At 59.8% G+C, this 16,937-nt stretch carries 15 protein-coding genes and 1 riboswitch; of the genes, 12 read left to right on the plus strand and 3 right to left on the minus strand.

All coding sequences use genetic code 11. From position 1 onward, the window contains the following. Position 1: 1 nt before the first annotated feature. A complete protein-coding gene (locus F506_RS01665) occupies positions 2-1,372 on the minus strand; it encodes a cache domain-containing protein (protein WP_053195056.1) in 1,371 nt (456 codons plus the stop codon). A gap of 359 nt (positions 1,373-1,731) precedes the next feature. Between F506_RS01665 and F506_RS01670 the strand changes: the two genes are divergently transcribed. The 3 genes from F506_RS01670 to F506_RS01680 all read left to right on the plus strand — a co-directional run bounded on the left by F506_RS01670 (position 1,732) and on the right by F506_RS01680 (position 6,303). After that, on the plus strand, positions 1,732-1,911 hold the full coding sequence (locus F506_RS01670) for a DUF3311 domain-containing protein (RefSeq protein WP_053201137.1): 180 nt from the start codon (positions 1,732-1,734) through the stop codon (positions 1,909-1,911). Beyond that, entirely contained in the window at positions 1,911-3,407 is a 1,497-nt protein-coding gene (gene mctP / locus F506_RS01675) for a monocarboxylate uptake permease MctP (RefSeq protein ID WP_053195057.1), read from the plus strand. Before F506_RS01670 ends, mctP begins: the two co-directional genes overlap by 1 nt. Positions 3,408-3,822: 415 nt before the next feature. Continuing rightward, on the plus strand, positions 3,823-6,303 hold the full coding sequence (locus F506_RS01680) for an EAL domain-containing protein (protein WP_235471331.1): 2,481 nt from the start codon (positions 3,823-3,825) through the stop codon (positions 6,301-6,303). 103 nt (positions 6,304-6,406) lie between these two features. Here the strand turns inward: F506_RS01680 and F506_RS01685 are convergent, their stop codons facing one another. After that, positions 6,407-7,021, minus strand: coding sequence for a TetR/AcrR family transcriptional regulator (locus F506_RS01685; protein ID WP_053195059.1), 615 nt, complete (start codon positions 7,019-7,021; stop codon positions 6,407-6,409). A 134-nt stretch (positions 7,022-7,155) separates the two neighbouring features. On the opposite strand from F506_RS01685, the gene F506_RS01690 reads away from it, so the two are divergent. Genes F506_RS01690 through F506_RS01725 form a run of 8 tightly spaced genes read left to right on the plus strand, consistent with a single transcriptional unit; the run spans position 7,156 to position 14,173 of the window. After that, entirely contained in the window at positions 7,156-8,451 is a 1,296-nt protein-coding gene (locus F506_RS01690) for an NAD(P)/FAD-dependent oxidoreductase (RefSeq protein WP_053195060.1), read from the plus strand. A 2-nt stretch (positions 8,452-8,453) separates the two neighbouring features. After that, complete coding sequence (locus tag F506_RS01695; RefSeq protein ID WP_053201139.1) at positions 8,454-9,290, plus strand: DUF1365 domain-containing protein; 837 nt, start codon at positions 8,454-8,456, stop codon at positions 9,288-9,290. A 32-nt stretch (positions 9,291-9,322) separates the two neighbouring features. Beyond that, positions 9,323-10,543, plus strand: coding sequence for an SAM-dependent methyltransferase (locus F506_RS01700; protein ID WP_053201141.1), 1,221 nt, complete (start codon positions 9,323-9,325; stop codon positions 10,541-10,543). Between the two features lie 31 nt (positions 10,544-10,574). Continuing rightward, a complete protein-coding gene (locus F506_RS01705; RefSeq protein WP_053195061.1) occupies positions 10,575-11,114 on the plus strand; it encodes a chalcone isomerase family protein in 540 nt (179 codons plus the stop codon). Next, complete coding sequence (locus F506_RS01710; RefSeq protein ID WP_053195062.1) at positions 11,111-12,391, plus strand: MFS transporter; 1,281 nt, start codon at positions 11,111-11,113, stop codon at positions 12,389-12,391. Before F506_RS01705 ends, F506_RS01710 begins: the two co-directional genes overlap by 4 nt. Further along, positions 12,388-12,933 (plus strand): DUF3833 domain-containing protein, encoded by a 546-nt coding sequence (locus F506_RS01715; RefSeq protein ID WP_053195063.1) that lies wholly within the window; start codon positions 12,388-12,390, stop codon positions 12,931-12,933. The genes F506_RS01710 and F506_RS01715 overlap by 4 nt, the downstream gene beginning before the upstream one ends. A gap of 8 nt (positions 12,934-12,941) precedes the next feature. After that, positions 12,942-13,727, plus strand: a complete 786-nt coding sequence (locus F506_RS01720; RefSeq protein ID WP_235471336.1) for an SDR family NAD(P)-dependent oxidoreductase — start codon at positions 12,942-12,944, stop codon at positions 13,725-13,727. After that, positions 13,724-14,173: a nuclear transport factor 2 family protein gene (locus tag F506_RS01725; protein WP_053195065.1), complete on the plus strand. Its 450-nt coding sequence runs from the start codon at positions 13,724-13,726 to the stop codon at positions 14,171-14,173. The genes F506_RS01720 and F506_RS01725 overlap by 4 nt, the downstream gene beginning before the upstream one ends. A gap of 46 nt (positions 14,174-14,219) precedes the next feature. On the opposite strand, the gene F506_RS01730 is transcribed toward F506_RS01725, so the two are convergent. Continuing rightward, positions 14,220-15,833 (minus strand): glucan biosynthesis protein, encoded by a 1,614-nt coding sequence (locus F506_RS01730; RefSeq protein ID WP_053195066.1) that lies wholly within the window; start codon positions 15,831-15,833, stop codon positions 14,220-14,222. A 278-nt stretch (positions 15,834-16,111) separates the two neighbouring features. Beyond that, a riboswitch (yybP-ykoY riboswitch) is annotated at positions 16,112-16,293 on the plus strand. 3 nt (positions 16,294-16,296) lie between these two features. On the opposite strand from F506_RS01730, the gene F506_RS01735 reads away from it, so the two are divergent. Next, the gene (locus F506_RS01735; RefSeq protein WP_053195067.1) at positions 16,297-16,872 is read left to right on the plus strand and encodes a TMEM165/GDT1 family protein; all 576 of its coding nucleotides are present in this window, start codon (positions 16,297-16,299) and stop codon (positions 16,870-16,872) included. Positions 16,873-16,937 lie beyond the last annotated feature (65 nt).

Consider the following 16,937-nt stretch of genomic DNA (forward strand, 5'->3'; position numbering starts at 1 on the left):
CTCATGCATAAGATGCCTCCCTGGCCGGCAGTGGAACTTGCGCCACGACCACCGTCCCTTCCGAACTTGAGGATACGGAGAAACTGCCGCCCACCGCTTGCAGGCGTTCCGCCATGTTGCGCAAGCCTATGCCCTGCTTGGGATGCTTGGCGATCTCACCCGTATCGAAACCGATGCCGTTGTCGCGAATGGTCAGGAGGAACATGCCTTCTTTCTCGGCAAGTTCCAGCGAAACAGCGCTTGCTTTTGCGTGGCGCCAGATATTGTTCAAGGCCTCCTGGGCCACCCTGAACATCACGGTATTGACGACATCCGGCGATGCATTGCTGGTCCCGCTGAAGGAGAAGTCGATGCGAAGCTCGCCATTCGCATTCCATTCGTCGCACAGAAACTGCAGCGCACTGGTCAGGCCCATATCGTCCAGGAGAGCAGGCCTCAGGCCGTGGGAAATATGCCGGATTTCACCGAGCAAGCGATTCATTTGCTCCACGGTGTGTTCAAAGGCGTCGCCGGCAGCTGCGATTTGCTGTGGCGACTCGAGCTTGATGATCGCCGCTTCGGTCTGCAGCTTGATGGAAACCAGATGCTGGCTGATGCCGTCATGCAGATCGCGTGCGACGCGCGCCCGCTCTTCCTCTTGCGACAGAACGACTCTCTGGGCCAACTCCCTGAGCTTGGCGTCGGCAACACGCTGTTCACTGAGATTGAACATCAGGCCGAAGCCGGCGACGGCCGCGACGCTGAGGAGTGCGATGACCGCGATCAGTCGCATGGTGTCGAGATTGTGCCCGGATATCTGCCGATCGATGTTGGCAAGCGCCGCGTCCACATCGTCGAGATAGATTCCCGTGCCGATAATCCATCCCCACTTTGGCAGGGCGATCACATACGCAAGTTTCGGCGCGACCGTACTGCTGGACGGCTTGCGCCACAGATAGCGTTCATAGCCGCCGCCCCCGCGAGCCCGAACAATGAGGCGCTGGATGGTTTTGGTGCCATCCACGTTTTCCCAGTCCCACAAATTTCTGCCCAGCAGTTCAGGCTGGCGCGGATGAACCAGCGTATTCCCGGCAAAATCGTAAGCAAAGAAATAGCCGTCATCGCCGTAATCGAGTCTAGCCAGGATATCGAGAGCTTCCCGTTTGGCATTTTCCGCATCGCCACGTTCGTAGAGATGCGCAATCGAATGAACGGCGAGATCGACGTAGTGACGCAACTCCGCATCTTTGCTGCTCCGGTAGGCTTCTTGTATCGACTGGCGCTGCTGTTCGCCGAGCCTGATGGTCTGGTGCCAGACGACAACGGCAATGACCCCGAAAGAGATCAGCAATGGTGTGGCGGCAAAGAAAATAATTTTGTGTCTTAGTTTCATCCTGGCAATGTCTCCCGGCCTTGAAAGGCCTCGCGCACCCTTCCGGTCTGGGTTCTCCCGCAATTCTATGTCGGATTGCACGCCGCCATCTACGTGTTCCTACGTAGCCGCACTAAGTAGTCTCCCGCTTGTTCCAGGCCGCATAGTTGCGAATACTACGGCACATAAAAATATCAAGATTGATATAGAAATTTCTTTATATCGGAGACATCCCCACGACGACGGCTCCGGACGCCATGCATATGCGCGCCGACGGTCGCCCTTCTTTCCGGATGCATCCAAAGCGGTCATTTTTTCATAACAACTCAGGAGATCTGATGTCTACCGACACGTCACCAGGAACAGTGGGGCGAAGCTATCTGCGCGCGTTGCTGTTGCTACCCTTCATCGCCTTGCTGTGGGTTCCGTTTTACAACGACGAACTGCCCGCGCTGTTTGGCTTCCCGTTTTTCTACTGGTATCAGCTTGCGTGGGTGCCGCTCACCGCGCTGATCATCTGGATCGTCTATAAGGACGGTCTCAGGAAGGGAGTCGAATAATGAATTCCTCCTCCATCAACTGGACGGCGCTCGGCGTCTTCATCTTCTTCTTCGCGCTGGTCACCGTCATGGGCTTTTGGGCCTCGCGCTGGCAAAGCGGCGGTTCCGCCAACAAGGGTGCCCATCTCGACGAATGGGGCCTGGGCGGCCGCAATTTCGGCACCTGGATCACCTGGTTCCTGGTCGGCGGCGACTTCTATACCGCCTACACCGTGATCGCCGTGCCGGCGCTGGTGTATGCCGTCGGCGCCTACGGCTTCTTCGCGCTGCCGTACACCATCCTGGTCTACCCGATCGTGTTCCTGATCATGCCAAAACTGTGGCACGCAGCGCACAAGGCCGGCCACGTCACCGCTGCCGACGTCGTCTTCGGCCGCTACAAGTCGCGCAAGCTGGAGCTCGCCATCGCCCTGACCGGCGTCGTGGCGACCATGCCGTACATCGCGCTGCAGTTGATCGGCATGGAAGTCGTCATCAAGGCGCTCGGCGTCACCGGTGAACTGCCGCTGCTGGCGGCCTTCGTGATCCTGGCGCTGTACACCTACTCGGCCGGCCTGCGCGCCCCCGCGCTGATCGCCTTCGTCAAGGACCTCATGATCTACATCGTGGTGCTGGTGGCGGTGGTGCTGGTGCCGATGAAGCTCGGCGGCTACGGCATCGTGTTCAATTCGGCGCGCGAGGCATTTGCTGCCAAGGGCGGCATGACCGGCCTGACGCTCAAGCCAGCACAGTTCCTGCCGTTTGCCACACTGGCGCTGGGTTCGGCGATGGCGGCCTTCATGTATCCGCACACCCTGACCGGCATCTTCGCGGCCAAGAGCGCCGACACGATCCGCAAGAACGCGGTGTTCCTGCCGGCGTACACCGTGCTGCTGGGCCTGATCGCGCTGCTGGGCTACATGGCCTATGCGGCGGGCGTCAAGGTCCAGGCCAACAATGACATCGTTCCTGCGCTGTTCAACGCCATGTTCCCAAGCTGGTTCAGCGGCTTTGCCTTCGCGGCGATCGCCATCGGCGCGCTGGTGCCGGCGGCGGTGATGTCGATTGGCGCGGCCAACCTGTTCACGCGAAACTTCTGGAAGCCGTACGTGAACCCGAACGTGTCGGCCGAAGGCGAAGCCAAGGTCGCCAAGATGGTATCGCTGGTGGTCAAGTTCGGCGCGCTGGTGTTCATCCTGTTCCTGCCGACCAAGTTTGCGCTTGATCTGCAGTTGCTGGGCGGCGTGTGGATCCTGCAGACCTTCCCGGCGCTGGTGTTCGGTCTGTTCATCGGCTGGTTCGGCGCCAATGCGCTGCTGGCGGGCTGGGCGGTGGGCATCATCGGCGGCAGCTGGCTGGCGTATGCCGACGGCATCAAGCCGGTGCATACCTTCCATATCGGTGCTGATTCGTACACCATGTACACCGGCCTGATTGCACTGGCCCTGAACATTGCGGTGGCAGTCATCGTCAACGTCATTCTGGACAAGGGTGCACGGCCCGCACTGAAGTCGTAAGCGGAGGAAGAAGACCGGCGGGTAGAAGCATCCCCGCAGTCTGGTAGCAATAAGGCCCCGTAACTTGTTGAAGTTACGGGGCCTTGTTGATTTCCGGCCGACGCATCCGTGACGTCACATGGTCACGGCAAAGTAGTGTCCTGGAGGAAATTCATTCCATGAAATTTCACACGGCGCCTTCGCGCGCAGTGAGGTAGATCTGCAACTAAGTTTAAATACTCCACTTCTCCACTCTTCCCGCCGAATTGGTATCGCATAATACGAAAAAGTGTTCTCTTCCATAAATCGATAAGGTGCGAGCATGCTCCAGCCACATATTCATCGCGCTTGTTCTTTTTGCCTTCATTTGCGAATGTCCGCGCCGAGAGGGCTGCTTAATCGATTTCTATTTGCGTTCTTTTTCCTGGGAATTGGCATGAATTCCTCTTTTGGAAAAGAGCTGACAGTCGGGGTCTATTCAAATCCGCCCAAAATATTCTTTGACAAGAATGGTGTGGCCACCGGCATTCATATAGATTTGATCCGCCAGATCGCGGAACGTGAACAATGGACTCTCCGGTTCGTACCTTGCGAATGGCAAGTCTGCCTGAAGGCGGTCGAGCGAGGTGAGATCGATCTGCTTCCGGATGTCGCCTATACGGATGAGCGCGCGGCGATCTTTGATTTTCATGCGGTGCCTGCGCTATACAGCTGGTCCCTTCTTTACCGGAACAAAGATGTCGCCATCAATTCCGTTTTCGATCTCAACGGAAAACGTATCGCACTACTATCCTCCTCGGTTCAGGCGGACTATTTCAGGAAGCTGGTGGAGAACTCCGGAATACGCGTCGTATTCGTTCCCATAACAGGACTCGAAACCGGATTTCAGATGGTTGAGACGGGCAAAGCCGATGCAGTCATTGCCAGCCAGCAGACCGGAGATCTGCTCGCCGAGCGACACGGGCTTGCGGACACGCCGATTGTCTTTCAACCGGTAAAGCTGTTTTTCATTTCGGCCAAAGGCCGCAATCAAGATATTCTCGCCGCAATAGATCGTTCTCTTCGCGTCTGGCAAGAGGAACCGCAATCGGTCTATTTCGAGATCCTGCAAAAATGGGGAAGAGGTTCGAACTCCCGGATATCAAGATTCATCTTATGGGGCCTTGTTGCCACCGTCGGCTTGTTCCTGTGCGCACTTGGCGTGGCGGCGTATCTTCGAAGAGAAGTCGAGATTCGCACTCGCGAGCTGCGTAACAGTGAGAAGTCTTTGCGTGTCGCGGCCACGGTATTTCAGTCGCAGGAAGCGATGTGGGTAATGGGGCCCGATCGTCGCATCCTCGACGTCAATCATGCTTTCGTAAAGCTGACGGGTTTCAATCTTGCGGAACTGATGGACAAGGCGACCTTGCCGTTTTATTTGGAGCAAGGAGAGCATGACTATCGCGAAAGCATGTGGAATGCCGTCAAGGAGACGGGCCAATGGGATGGCGAAGTCCAGGCGAAGAAGAAAAACAATGAACGGTATATGGCGCGCCTGACCATGACGGCTGTGCGCGACGCGACCGGGAAGATCACCCATTACGTCGGAACCCAGACCGACATTACGCAGCAAAAGTTATTGCTGGCGGAAACAGTCCGGCTCGCCGACTACGACTCATTGACCGAATTGCCCAATCGGCGACTGTTGATTGAGCGAGTCGAATCAGCCATCGCCGCCAATGCAGACAATGGCAAGAGTTTCGCATTGCTCGTCATCGACATCGACAATTTCAAGGATCTGAACGACTCGTTGGGGCATAACATCGGTGACCAACTTCTGAAGAAAATCGCGAATCGCCTTATCGCCGCTGCCGATTCCGAGGAAAATGTCGCGCGCTTGGGAGGAGACGAGTTCGTTGTCTTGCTGCAGGGAATTGACACCACGGATTCCGAGATCGCGGTCCGGAGATTCGCCCAGCGCGTATTGACGGCAATGAGTGAGCCATTCGAACTTGCGGGGTTGAGCCATCACGCAACTTGCTGCATAGGCGTCGCTCTTATGCAAGGTTCAGATTTGACGGCCCAGGATATGCTGCGGCGTGGCGATCTGGCCATGTACCAGGCCAAGAAAAATGGACGCAATACCTTTTGCCTGTTTTCTGCGGAGATCGAAAACGCCGTGAACTTCAGGACGGCTCTGGAGTTTGACCTGCGAAAAGCGATCGACAGGCAGGAGTTCTATCTTCACTACCAGCCGCAAGTCGACTTGGGCGGCCGGGTCATCGGCGTTGAGGCCCTGTTGCGCTGGCAGAATCCTGAGCGCGGATCGGTGGCGCCGGGCATCTTCGTCCCGGTCGCGGAAGCCGCCGGACTCATGTTCGCGATAGGGCAGTGGGTGCTGCGCCAGGCATGCGAACAATCCGTCCGGTGGCAACTATCCAGGCCGGACCATCCGCTTGTTGTCGCCGTGAACGTCAGCGCCATTCAGTTCGGCCATTCAGAATTCACGACGGACGTTTCGGAAATCATTTCCCGGACCGGCGTCAATCCGGCGCTTCTGAAGATGGAACTGACGGAAACCATGATGGTGGATGACGTGCAGGAGACCGTGGAGAAAATGAAGATACTGAAAGGTCTCGGTATTTCACTGTCCCTTGATGATTTTGGCACGGGATACTCGTCGCTATCTTTACTAAAGCGCTTGCCCCTTGACCAGCTGAAAATTGATCAATCCTTCGTCCGGGACATTCTTGTCGACGCAAGCGACGTGGCAATCGCCAAGAGCATCATCGCCTTGGGTTCCGCATTGAATGTCGACGTGATTGCCGAAGGCGTTGAGACGCTCGAAGTGCGCGATTTTCTCGCCTCCATCGGCTGCCTGAAATACCAGGGCTACGCGTTTTCTCGTCCCGGACCTGCGGAGCAGTTGCAGTATTGATGCACCATGCGGGTTGTCTCGCAGATCCGGCCGACTCCATTCAATTCACTTCCATTCTCGCCGGCAGGCATCCAGCCCGAGGGCTGTTCGCCGGGCAAGGGCTTCAGCTCGCCGGATGGAAACCGTCGAAGGCGACTTGCAGCATGTGCCGCACGATGTCCTCATTGCTCATCTTGCTGAAACGCTGGAGGTACTCCACCGCCGGATCGCAGGTGCGGGCGTAATAGCTGAACAGGATGACGTCGCTCGGCAGTGCCGCATCGAGCTCGCCGTTCTTCTGCGCCGCCAGCACCAGCTTTTCGATCTGGCCGTTCAGCTTGAGCACGCGCGTCACGTACTTGAGATTGCGCATGAGCATGTCGCGCACATGGGCGCTGGTCGACGGCAGGAATGGCAGGCCGCCATCCAGCCGCACGCGCAAGGCCCACTCCAGCAGCGCCGCCAGCTTGCCCTTCGGGCTCAGCGTGTTGTCCAACTGCGCCAGGAAATCGACGGCGCCGTCAATCAGGCGGATCAGCGCCTCCCCGACCAGGTCTTCCTTCGATTTGAAATGCTTGTACAGGCTCGGTTTGGAGATGCCCACCGCGCCGGCGACGTCGTCCATGGTCATCAGGTCGTAACCCTTGGTGCCCAGTACGGACGTGGCCGCATCCAGTATGGCGTTCTCACGCAGTTTGAAGGCCTGATCCTTGAAACTCAATTTGCCAAAAATACTCATTGGTAGCTTTAGTTACTAATTGGTAGATTTTATTTTATATTGGTAGTAATCTTAGCACCGAACTGGCAAAACCAACAAAACCAACAGTGTGCAAATACGGTATGCACACGGTAAAACCACACGGAAGGCCCGCAATGACGCAAGCAAGGCAAAAAATCGCAGTGATCGGGACGGGGATATCCGGCCTTGCGAGCGCGTATTTCCTTGCCCGTGAGCATGATGTGGTGCTGTACGAGGCCGGCAGCTATATAGGCGGGCACACCAATACGGTGGATGTCACGCTGGAAGGCCGGACCTTTCCGGTCGATACCGGATTCCTGGTCTTCAACGAAGCGACTTATCCGAATCTGATCGCTTTGCTTGAGGAACTGGGTGTGGACAGCTACGCCACCGACATGTCGTTCGGCGTGTCGCTTGATGACGGCAAATTCGAATGGGCCGGCACCAGTCTGGACACCGTTTTTGCACAGCGCAGGCGATTGATGTCGCCGGCTTTTGTGGGCATGCTGCGCGACATCCTGCGCTTCAACCGCGCCGCCGGAAGCAATCTCGCCGCCAGCTTGGCTGCGCCGGCATCGGCACCTGTCACGCTGGCGCAACTGCTCGCCGACGGCAATTACGGTGCCATGTTTCGCGATGCCTATTTGTTGCCGATGGCCGCGGCGATCTGGTCGAGCGCACCGGCGGATATTTTGCAATTCCCCGCGGCCACCTTCCTGCGTTTCTGCCTCAATCACGGCCTGCTGCAGATCAACGATCGCCCGCAATGGCGTACGGTCAGGGGCGGTGCGCGCGAATACGTCCGGCGGATCGCCGCCACGCTGCCGACGGTGCGGCTCAATACCGAAGTGCTGGCCGTGTTGCGCAGCGACGAGGGAGTAACGGTTCGCACGCACGGCGGTTACGAACAGTTCGACAGCGTCGTCATCGCCACGCATGCACCGGATACCCTGAAAATGCTCGCCGACGCCGATGCTGCGGAGCGCGATCTGTTGTCGGCCGTACGCTATCAGGCCAACACCGCGTATCTCCACACCGATCTGTCGCTGATGCCGCGACGACGCAAGGTCTGGTCTTCATGGAATTACCTGGGCGATGCTGCGGCGGCAAAGGATGGTGCACGCGCCGTATGCGTCAGCTACTGGCTTAACCGGCTGCAGGCCTTGCCCTGCAAGAGCGCGGTGATGGTGACGCTTAATCCGTTCGCGCCACCGGCGGCCGACAAGACGATTGCAAGGTTCGACTACCAGCATCCGGTATTCGATCAGACTGCCATTTCCGCACAAGCCGGATTAACCTCGATCCAGGGAAGACGGCGTACCTGGTTCGCCGGCGCCTGGACAGGTTACGGTTTTCATGAAGACGGCCTGAAATCGGCGCTGCGCGTGGTCGCCGATTTCGGCCAGGCGCCGATATGGGCGCGGGTCTGATCATGTCGAATTTGCGCACGCCGGCCTATCTGGTTCGCGGCCACGTCATGCACCAGCGGCTGCGTCCGGTGCCGCATCGCTTCGTCTATCCGGTGTTCTGCGTACGTCTGAATCTGGGCCGGCTGGCGGAGGCAAACAATGCCTGGTTCGGCGTCAATCGCAAGCGGCTGATGTCGGTCCGTACGCGTGACTACGGTCCGCGCGACGGCAGCGATCTGGACGGCTGGATGCGTGCGCAACTGGCCGAGGCGGGATTGCCGGCCGACGGTGAGATCTGGCTGCAGACTTTTCCGCGCATGTTCGGATTTGTTTTCAACCCGGTCAGTTTCTGGCTTTGCCACGACAGCGGCGGCGCCTTGCGCGCCGTACTGGCCGAAGTCAACAGCACCTTTGGTGAAACGCACCGTTACCTTCTGGCGGACGGCGAACGCAAGGCGATTACGCCCGACACCCGGCTGACATGCGCCAAAGAAATGCATGTGTCGCCATTTTGCGAAGTGCGGGGCGCCTACCATTTCCGCTTTCGCGACACGGCAAGAAGCACATTGATCGGCATCGACTACGACGATCAGGCGAGCGACCAATCCGACGCCGCCGGCTCGGACAATGCCGGCTTGCTGATTCGCACCACCGTCGGCGGTCGCTTGCACGCTATGACTTCCGATGGCGCCTTGCTGGCCTTGCTGACGCAGCCATTCATGACCTTCGGCATCGTCGCAAAGATTCACTGGCAGGCCTTGAAACTATGGCGCAAGCGCGTGCCGTTTTTTCGCAAGCCGGACCGTTCAAAGGATAGCGTGGTAGCGACCACCAATTTCAACAAGGAGATGTCACCGTGAACCCGACCGAGATGAAGCACTTCAGCACACCCATGCCAGAAGCTGCGCTATCCGATTCATCGCGTCCCGCCGGCGCCTCTGCACCGCCGGCCACGCGTCTGTTCCTGCGCCTGCTCAATTGCCTCGCGCACGGTCATTTGCAACTGATTACGCCGCATGGCAATACGCTCACCTTCGGCGATTTGCACCAACCGCCCAGCGCGCAGATGGTGATCCGCGACTGGCGCGCCTGCGCGCGGATGTTGCAGGCAGGCGACATCGGTTTCGCCGAAAGCTATGCCGCCGGCTGGATCGACACGCCCGACCTGAGCGCGTTGCTGCGCCTGTGCCTGCGCAACCAGGCGGAACTGGAACGCATGATGTTCGGCGGCAAGCTGGCCGGACTGTGGTATCGCCTGCGGCATCTGATGCGCGCCAACACGCGCGCCGGCAGTCGCAAGAATATCCACGCGCACTACGACATCGGCAATGCCTTCTATCACCAATGGCTGGACCGGAGCTGGACTTATTCGAGTGCGATCTTCGACGGCGATCACGGGCAAAGTCTGGAGGCGGCCCAGGCACGCAAATATCAGCGCATCATCGACCAGCTCGGCTTGCAGGCCGGCGACCACGTGCTGGAAATTGGCTGCGGCTGGGGCGGCTTTGCGGAACACGCGGCATCGCTTGGCATCCGCGTGCACGGCGTTACCATCTCGGCCGCGCAGTTGCAGGTGGCGCAGCAGCGCCTCGCCGAGCGCGGCCTCGATCATCTGGCCCGGCTTGAACTGTGCGACTACCGCGACCTGAAAGGCGAGTATGACGCCGTGGTCTCGATCGAAATGTTCGAAGCGGTCGGCGAGCGTTACTGGCAACAGTATTTCGACACCGTCTCGGCGCGCCTGAAGCGGGGCGGCCGCGCGATGATCCAGTCGATCACGATTGCCGAACAGTACTTCGAACGCTACCGCAACACGTCCGATTTCATCCGCCAGTACATCTTCCCGGGCGGCATGCTGCCAAGCCCGGAGCGCTTCTGCGCGAAGGCCCGCAATGCCGGTCTGCAGACGCTCGATCAATACCGTTTCGGGATCGATTATGCGGAGACGCTGCGCCGTTGGCATGCCTCCTTCCTGCGCGCCCGCGATGCCATCCGGAAGCAGGGATTCGACGAGCGCTTCATGCGCCTGTGGCAACTTTACTATGCCTATTGCGAAGTGGGCTTCGACGAGGAGCGCACCGATGTCATTCAGTTCATGTTGCAGAAAAGCTGATCACGGTTCCGGATTCGTTGGAACCGGACGCATGCGTGCATTTTCCCGCCGCAGTCTTGTCACCTGCCTCCTGCTAGCCGCCACGTGGTCGGCCGGTGCTGCGCAGGCGGCGGGTTGGCGCGACGATCTGTCGCAGGCGCACTTGCAGGGCAGCGCCGGACTGCGCTGGTTCGGACTGAAGATCTACGACGCAGCGCTATGGAGCGGCACGACGCCGTTCGACCCCGCGCAGCCGTTTGCGCTGGAGCTGACCTATCGGCGCAGCATCAGCCGCACGCGCATCGTGCAGACCAGCATGGACGAAATCCGCCGCCTGTTCGGCGACCGTTACAGCGAAGAACAATTGCAGCGCTGGGAGGCCGACATGATGCGCGCCTTCGTCGACGTCAACGAGGGCGATCAGCTCACCGGTGTCTATCTTCCCGGTGTCGGCTGCCGCTTCTACAGTCGTACCCGCTTGCTGGCAGAAGTACGCGATGCGGAGTTCGCGCGCGCCTTCTTCGCCATCTGGCTCGACCCGCGCACCAGGGACACGCAACTGCGCGATCGCCTGCTGGGAGCGGAAAAATGAAAAGCGACAGCCGGCTTCGTTATTTCGCCTACGGCTTGCTCGGCCTGCCGCTGGCAATGTCGGCCTTGCCCGTGTATATCCAGGCGCCGATGTACTACACCTCCTATCTGGGTGCGACGCTGGCGGGTACTGGCTGGGTGTTGTTCCTGGCGCGCATCGTCGATACCGTGCAGGACCCGTGGCTCGGGCAGTATATCGACGGATTGCACGGTGCGCGCCTGAACTTGTGGATGATGCTGGCGGCCCTGTTGCTGGCGCTGGCGTTCTTCGGCATCTGGCTGCCGCCGGAGTTTGTACGCGCTTCCGGCGTGTACCTGTTGGCATGGCTGGGCGTCATGCTGATCGCGGCCTACACCGCGCACAGCATGCTCAATATTGCTTACCTGGCGTGGGGTGCTCGGCTGTCGGAAGACGCGGGCGGCTTGCTGGGCGCTTCCGCCTTGCGTGAACTGATGGGTTTGCTGGGAGCGGTAGCAGCCAGCGTGATACCGGGCTTCATCATGATGAGCGGCGCATGGGGGCGAGGTGGTTTTGCCTTGTATTCAGGCGCGTTCGCCGCTGCGTTGGCGGTATCGCTGGCAGCTTTGCTGTGGCTGGCGCCGCGCTGGAACAAAGTTGCGGCGCATGCAGGCGGCTGGCGCAGCGCCGTGGCGGCGATGAAATCCAATCCGGGATTTCGCCGGCTGCTGCTGCCGTATTTCCTGAACGCAGTATCGGTGGCAATACCGGCGACGCTGGCGCTGTTCTTCATCAACGACAGATTACAGGCGCCGGACTACGCCGGCCTTTTTCTCGCGACGTATTTTCTCGCCACTGCGATCGGCCTGCCGCTGTGGGTCGCCGCTGCCAAACGTGTTGGTGTCTTGCGGGCCTGGCGCGTCGGCATGCTGCTGGCGATCCTCGCCTTCGGCGGTACGGTGCTGCTGGGTGCGGGCGATGTCTTGCTCTACGGCGTGGTGTGCGTCGCCGCAGGTCTGGCGCTGGGAGCCGACCTGGCGTTGCCTCCGGTATTGCTGGCGAACGTGATCGGCAGGTTCGAAAGCACCGCTGCCTATTACGGCGTGTGGACGTTGCTGGCGAAGCTGGCGCTGGCGATTTCCGGCCTTGCCTTGCCGCTGCTGGCGCGGTTCGATTATCAACCCGGCGTGAGCGGCAGCGCTGCACTGGGCTGGGTGTATGCCGCCGTCCCTTGCGTGTTCAAACTGATTGCCTTGCTATTGCTGAAAACAGCGCCGGCATCCGATTCTCTTGCTGTTCTACCGGAGACCTCTTCATGAAAACCATCCGCCGTTTTGCAGTGCTGTCGCTGCCCGTGTTGCTGCTGCTATTGCTCGGTGCCTGCGCCGGGACCGACGTCTCGCACTATGCCAGGAACGAGCCGGTGTTCGACCCGGTGCAATTTTTCAGCGGCAAGACCGAGGCCTGGGGAATGTTCCAGAAACGCGGCGGCGAAGTCGTCAAGCGCTTTCATGTCGAGATCACCGGTAGCGAACAAGGCGGCAAGCTGATGCTGGACGAACGTTTTCGCTATGACGACGGCAGCACTCAGCAGCGCGTCTGGACGCTGGCAAGACAAGCCGATGGCAGCTGGCGCGGCACTGCCGGCGACGTCGTCGGCGAGGCGGTCGGGCATGCCGCCGGCAATGCGCTGAACTGGCGCTATACGCTGTTGCTCCCGGTTGACGGCAAGACCTACGAAATGCACATGGACGACTGGATGTACCAGATGGACCGGAACACCATGATCAATCGCACCAGCATGAGCAAGTTCGGGCTGGAAGTCGGACAGGTGACGCTGTTCTTTCGCAAGCAGGAATGACGGAGGCCATGATGTTTAGTCCCATGAACAAGCCGGTGCACGACTGGACCGGCAAGCGTATCTGGCTGATCGGCGCCTCCAGCGGCATTGGCGCCGCACTGGCGCGGCAGGCGTTGGCGATGGGGGCGCAGGTGGCGGTTTCGGCGCGCCGCGTGGAATCCTTGCAAGCGGTTGCCGGGACGAACGGCAACGCCTTGATCCTGCCGTTCGACGTGCTCGATCATGCCGCCTGGCGCACGCGTCATGCCGAGGTCTGCGCCGCATTCGGCGGCGTCGACCTGATGCTGTTCTGCGCCGCCGACTATCGTCCCGAACGCAGTTGGGAAGTCAGCGACGACGTCGCCGAACAGACCATCAAGACCAACCTGGTCAGCGTTTATTCGGCCCTGTCCAGCGTGTTGCCGGACATGCTGGCGCAGGGTAGCGGCGGCATCGCGCTGGTGGCCAGTGTGGCCGGCTACATGGGCCTGCCCAACGCCAGTGTCTACGGCCCCGGCAAGGCGGCCCTGATCAATCTGGCGGAGATACTCTACAGCGACCTGCGCAGCAAGGGCATCAGCGTCTATCTGATCAATCCGGGATTCGTGAAGACCGGCCTGACGGAGAAAAACGACTTCGCCATGCCGGCCATGCAAACGCCCGCTGCCGCCGCGGTCGAAATCTGGAAGGGCATCGCCGAAGGACGTTTTGAAATCCATTTTCCGCGCCGCTTTACGCGTATCCTGAAGCTGGTCCAGATGCTGCCCTATCGCTGGCGCTTCGCATTGTTCCACCGTTTCCTGCACATGACATGACAATCAGAGACAGACTCGATGCGCTGGCCGAATGGTACGTCACGCTGACCCGGCAGAGCGTGCGCCATATCGGCCAGTTCTATGCGCCAGAAGTGCACTTCAAGGATCCGTTCAACGATATCCGCGGCATTGCCGCGATGATCGTCGTGTACGAACACATGTTCGACACCACCGGCAATCCCCGTTTCATCATCCACGACCGCATCGTCACCGATCAACAGGCGTTCATCACCTGGGTGTTCGAATTCGAACTCAAGGGCAAGCACTACAGCATCGCCGGCGGCACGCATCTCAAGTTCAACGACGAAGGCCTGGTTGTTCTGCATCGCGATTATTGGGATGCGGCGGAAGAGTTGTTTCAGAAATTGCCGGTCATCGGCGGGCTGATTCGCTGGCTGCGCAGATTATTCGAAACCAGAATCAAGCCTGCGGCAGGCGGCGGATGATGTCGTAGCCCTTTTCCGGCTCCAGCTCCAGCACGCCTGAAGACGCCTAATAAATACCGCGTGTCTTGAACGGCTGGTATTGGTAGAGCCAGGTTTCCGACAGCGTCTGGTTCTTGTGGCGCAGGTACAGGCGCAGGTCGACCGGATCGTCGCCGTCGACGGTGAGGTCGAACTGCGCGCGCCAATGGCCGGCTACGCCATTGGGCACGGCTTCGGTGAAGACATACGAGAAGCTGCCGCGCGATGACGACAGCACTGCCTCGGGCAATTCGCCGAAGGCCAGTTTCTCCAGCGGCGCGCCCTTGAATTCGACCATGAACTTGCGCACGTTTTGCGGACGCGCCTGGCCAGGCTGGCCGCCATTGCCGAGGCGCGTGGCGACGCAACGCGCCAGCGGCGAGGGGAACGGCTCATCCTTCATCCAATGCAGGCGGTAGCGCAGGCGATAGCTGCTGCCGGCTGCGGCCTTGGCCTTCGGCACCCACATCGCGACGATGTTGTCGTGGATTTCGTCGTCGGTCGGGATTTCGATCAGCTGGACCGAACCTTCGCCCCAGCCCTCCAGCGGTTCTACCCACAGGCTCGGGCGGCGCTCGTAATGCACGCCGTCCTGGTAGTGGTCGAAGTTGCGGTCGCGCTGGAGCAGGCCGAAGCCGCGCGGATTGTTGTCGCCGAACGCCGAGGCGGTGATGCGCGCCGGGTTGTTGAGCGGACGCCAGATGTGTTCGCCGTTGCCGTTCCAGATCGCCAGTCCGTCGGAGTCGTGCACCTCCGGACGCCAGTCGGCGCCGGTGCCCTTGACGGCTTCGGAATACCACATCATCGAGGTGGCCGGTGCGATGCCGAGACGTCCTACGTCCTGGCGCAGGAACAGCGCGCAGTCGACGTCCATGACCACGTCGTCGTCGCGGCGCATGATGAACTTGTAGGCGCCGACGATGCTGGGGCCGTCGAGCACGGCATACACCACGACGGTATCGCTCTTGTCGGCCGGGGCCTCGAAATAGAAATGCGTGAAATTGGGAAACTCTTCCGGCTTGCCTGCCTGGGCGACGTCGATGGCGATGCCGCGCGCCGACAAGCCGTATTGATACAGGTCGCCGATGGCGCGGAAGTAGGACGCGCCGAGAAACGCGACCCAGTCATTCTTGCGCCAGTCGAGCCTGGCCTGGTCGCCGTTGCGGTTTTCCTGGAAACGGAAACCGGCAAAGCCGCTGCCGCGCGGCAGCTTGCGCGCGGGGCTGTCGGCCGGCATGTCGAAGTAGCTTTCGTCGTACAGGATTTCGCGCGCTTTGGCATTGTTGCCCGCGCCTTCCAGCGCGTACATGTGCACCGGCGCCTGGAAGAAGCGGCCGAGATGGAAGAAGGTCACCGGGAATTGCCCCGGCCCATTGGCGAACAGCGATGAATCGGTATTGAATCTGATCTTGCCGTGCGCCTCGTAGTCGATCTTGTCGAGGATCTCGGCGGGCGGTTTGTTCTGCGGCTTGTAGGGCGACTGCGCAGCCGTGCGTACTTGCGCGATCAGGGCGTCGAACGAGAATGGCGCGGGATTGCCGAGCTTGATGCGATTGGCGGCGAGCGCTTCGGGAGGAATGCCGAGGGCGGCGAGAGCGGCGGTCGCGGTGGCAGAGCTCAGGAAGGTGCGTCGATTGATCATAGGCAATAAATGTCGAATGAATAATGCTGCGTGAAAACAGCAAAGGTTGGTCGGGAGCACAGCGTGATGCAAATGAATCGCCTCGGTGAAGCTCGGATGCGATGATTGAAGACGCGGCAAGGCGGAAATCCTAGCATGACAGCGGCGCCCGCGTGGGCGCCTGGCGTCGGGCCGTCATGCTTTCCTGAAGGCTACCTGATAAAGAGTCTCATGCTGGGGCTTGGTTCCTGCTTCTTTGTGTATTTTCTATGGACGCATAAAAATTTATTGAGTAAAATGCGCCGGTCATTGGGGAGTAGTCGCCTTCCGCCCTGAGGAGGGGCTTACGTCAACATACTTGGTCAACAACAGGCCATGGCGTAAGCGGTCCTAAAAGCTTGACAAGACCTTTGACCACGTTGCCTCCGGAATGGCCGGGGAGAGGCGTGGTCAATCGTTTTTTGTCCGGCCATGGAGACCCCAATTGGATGCATTTCTCATTTCCACCGGCGTAGTCGCCTTAGCTGAAATCGGCGACAAGACGCAACTGCTGGCCTTTATCCTCGCTGCAAAATTCCGCAAACCGATTCCCATCATTCTGGGCGTTCTGGTGTCGACCATTGCCAATCACGCCTTTGCCGGCGCGCTCGGTGCATGGATCACGTCGCTGGTCTCGCCCGACACCATGCGCTGGGTGCTGGGCGTGTCCTTCATCGGCATGGCGATCTGGACGCTGATTCCCGACAAGTTCGACGAGAGCGAAGCCAGGTTCGCGCGCTTCGGTGTATTCGGCACCACCGTGATTGCCTTCTTCCTCGCGGAAATGGGCGACAAGACGCAGGTGGCGACCGTCGCACTGGCGGCGCAGTATCACGCCTTCGTACCGGTGGTGGCGGGGACCACGCTAGGCATGATGATCGCCAATGTGCCGGCGGTGTTGCTGGGCGACCGTATCGCCAACAAGATTCCGGTGCGCATCGTGCATGCCATCGCCGCGCTGATCTTCGCGATCATCGGTGTGGCGACGCTGCTGGGCGCCGGCAAATCGGTGGGGTTCTGATGTCCTGCGCCGAGCTTCACGCACAATGAAAAACGGCCCGCAATTCAAATTGCGGGCCGTTTTTT

Source organism: Herbaspirillum hiltneri N3, from assembly GCF_001267925.1.
GTDB classification, from domain to species: domain Bacteria; phylum Pseudomonadota; class Gammaproteobacteria; order Burkholderiales; family Burkholderiaceae_D; genus Herbaspirillum; species Herbaspirillum hiltneri.

Bases quoted from the DNA above. Each gene is read 5' to 3' on its own strand.
- F506_RS01665 (WP_053195056.1), bottom strand. From the start codon at position 1,372: ATGAAACTAAGACACAAAATTATTTTCTTTGCCGCCACACCATTGCTG.
- mctP (WP_053195057.1), top strand. From the start codon at position 1,911: ATGAATTCCTCCTCCATCAACTGGACGGCGCTCGGCGTCTTCATCTTC.
- F506_RS01680 (WP_235471331.1), top strand. From the start codon at position 3,823: ATGAATTCCTCTTTTGGAAAAGAGCTGACAGTCGGGGTCTATTCAAAT.
- F506_RS01685 (WP_053195059.1), bottom strand. From the start codon at position 7,021: ATGAGTATTTTTGGCAAATTGAGTTTCAAGGATCAGGCCTTCAAACTG.
- F506_RS01690 (WP_053195060.1), top strand. From the start codon at position 7,156: ATGACGCAAGCAAGGCAAAAAATCGCAGTGATCGGGACGGGGATATCC.
- F506_RS01695 (WP_053201139.1), top strand. From the start codon at position 8,454: ATGTCGAATTTGCGCACGCCGGCCTATCTGGTTCGCGGCCACGTCATG.
- F506_RS01700 (WP_053201141.1), top strand. From the start codon at position 9,323: ATGCCAGAAGCTGCGCTATCCGATTCATCGCGTCCCGCCGGCGCCTCT.
- F506_RS01705 (WP_053195061.1), top strand. From the start codon at position 10,575: ATGCGTGCATTTTCCCGCCGCAGTCTTGTCACCTGCCTCCTGCTAGCC.
- F506_RS01710 (WP_053195062.1), top strand. From the start codon at position 11,111: ATGAAAAGCGACAGCCGGCTTCGTTATTTCGCCTACGGCTTGCTCGGC.
- F506_RS01715 (WP_053195063.1), top strand. From the start codon at position 12,388: ATGAAAACCATCCGCCGTTTTGCAGTGCTGTCGCTGCCCGTGTTGCTG.
- F506_RS01720 (WP_235471336.1), top strand. From the start codon at position 12,942: ATGATGTTTAGTCCCATGAACAAGCCGGTGCACGACTGGACCGGCAAG.
- F506_RS01725 (WP_053195065.1), top strand. From the start codon at position 13,724: ATGACAATCAGAGACAGACTCGATGCGCTGGCCGAATGGTACGTCACG.
- F506_RS01730 (WP_053195066.1), bottom strand. From the start codon at position 15,833: ATGATCAATCGACGCACCTTCCTGAGCTCTGCCACCGCGACCGCCGCT.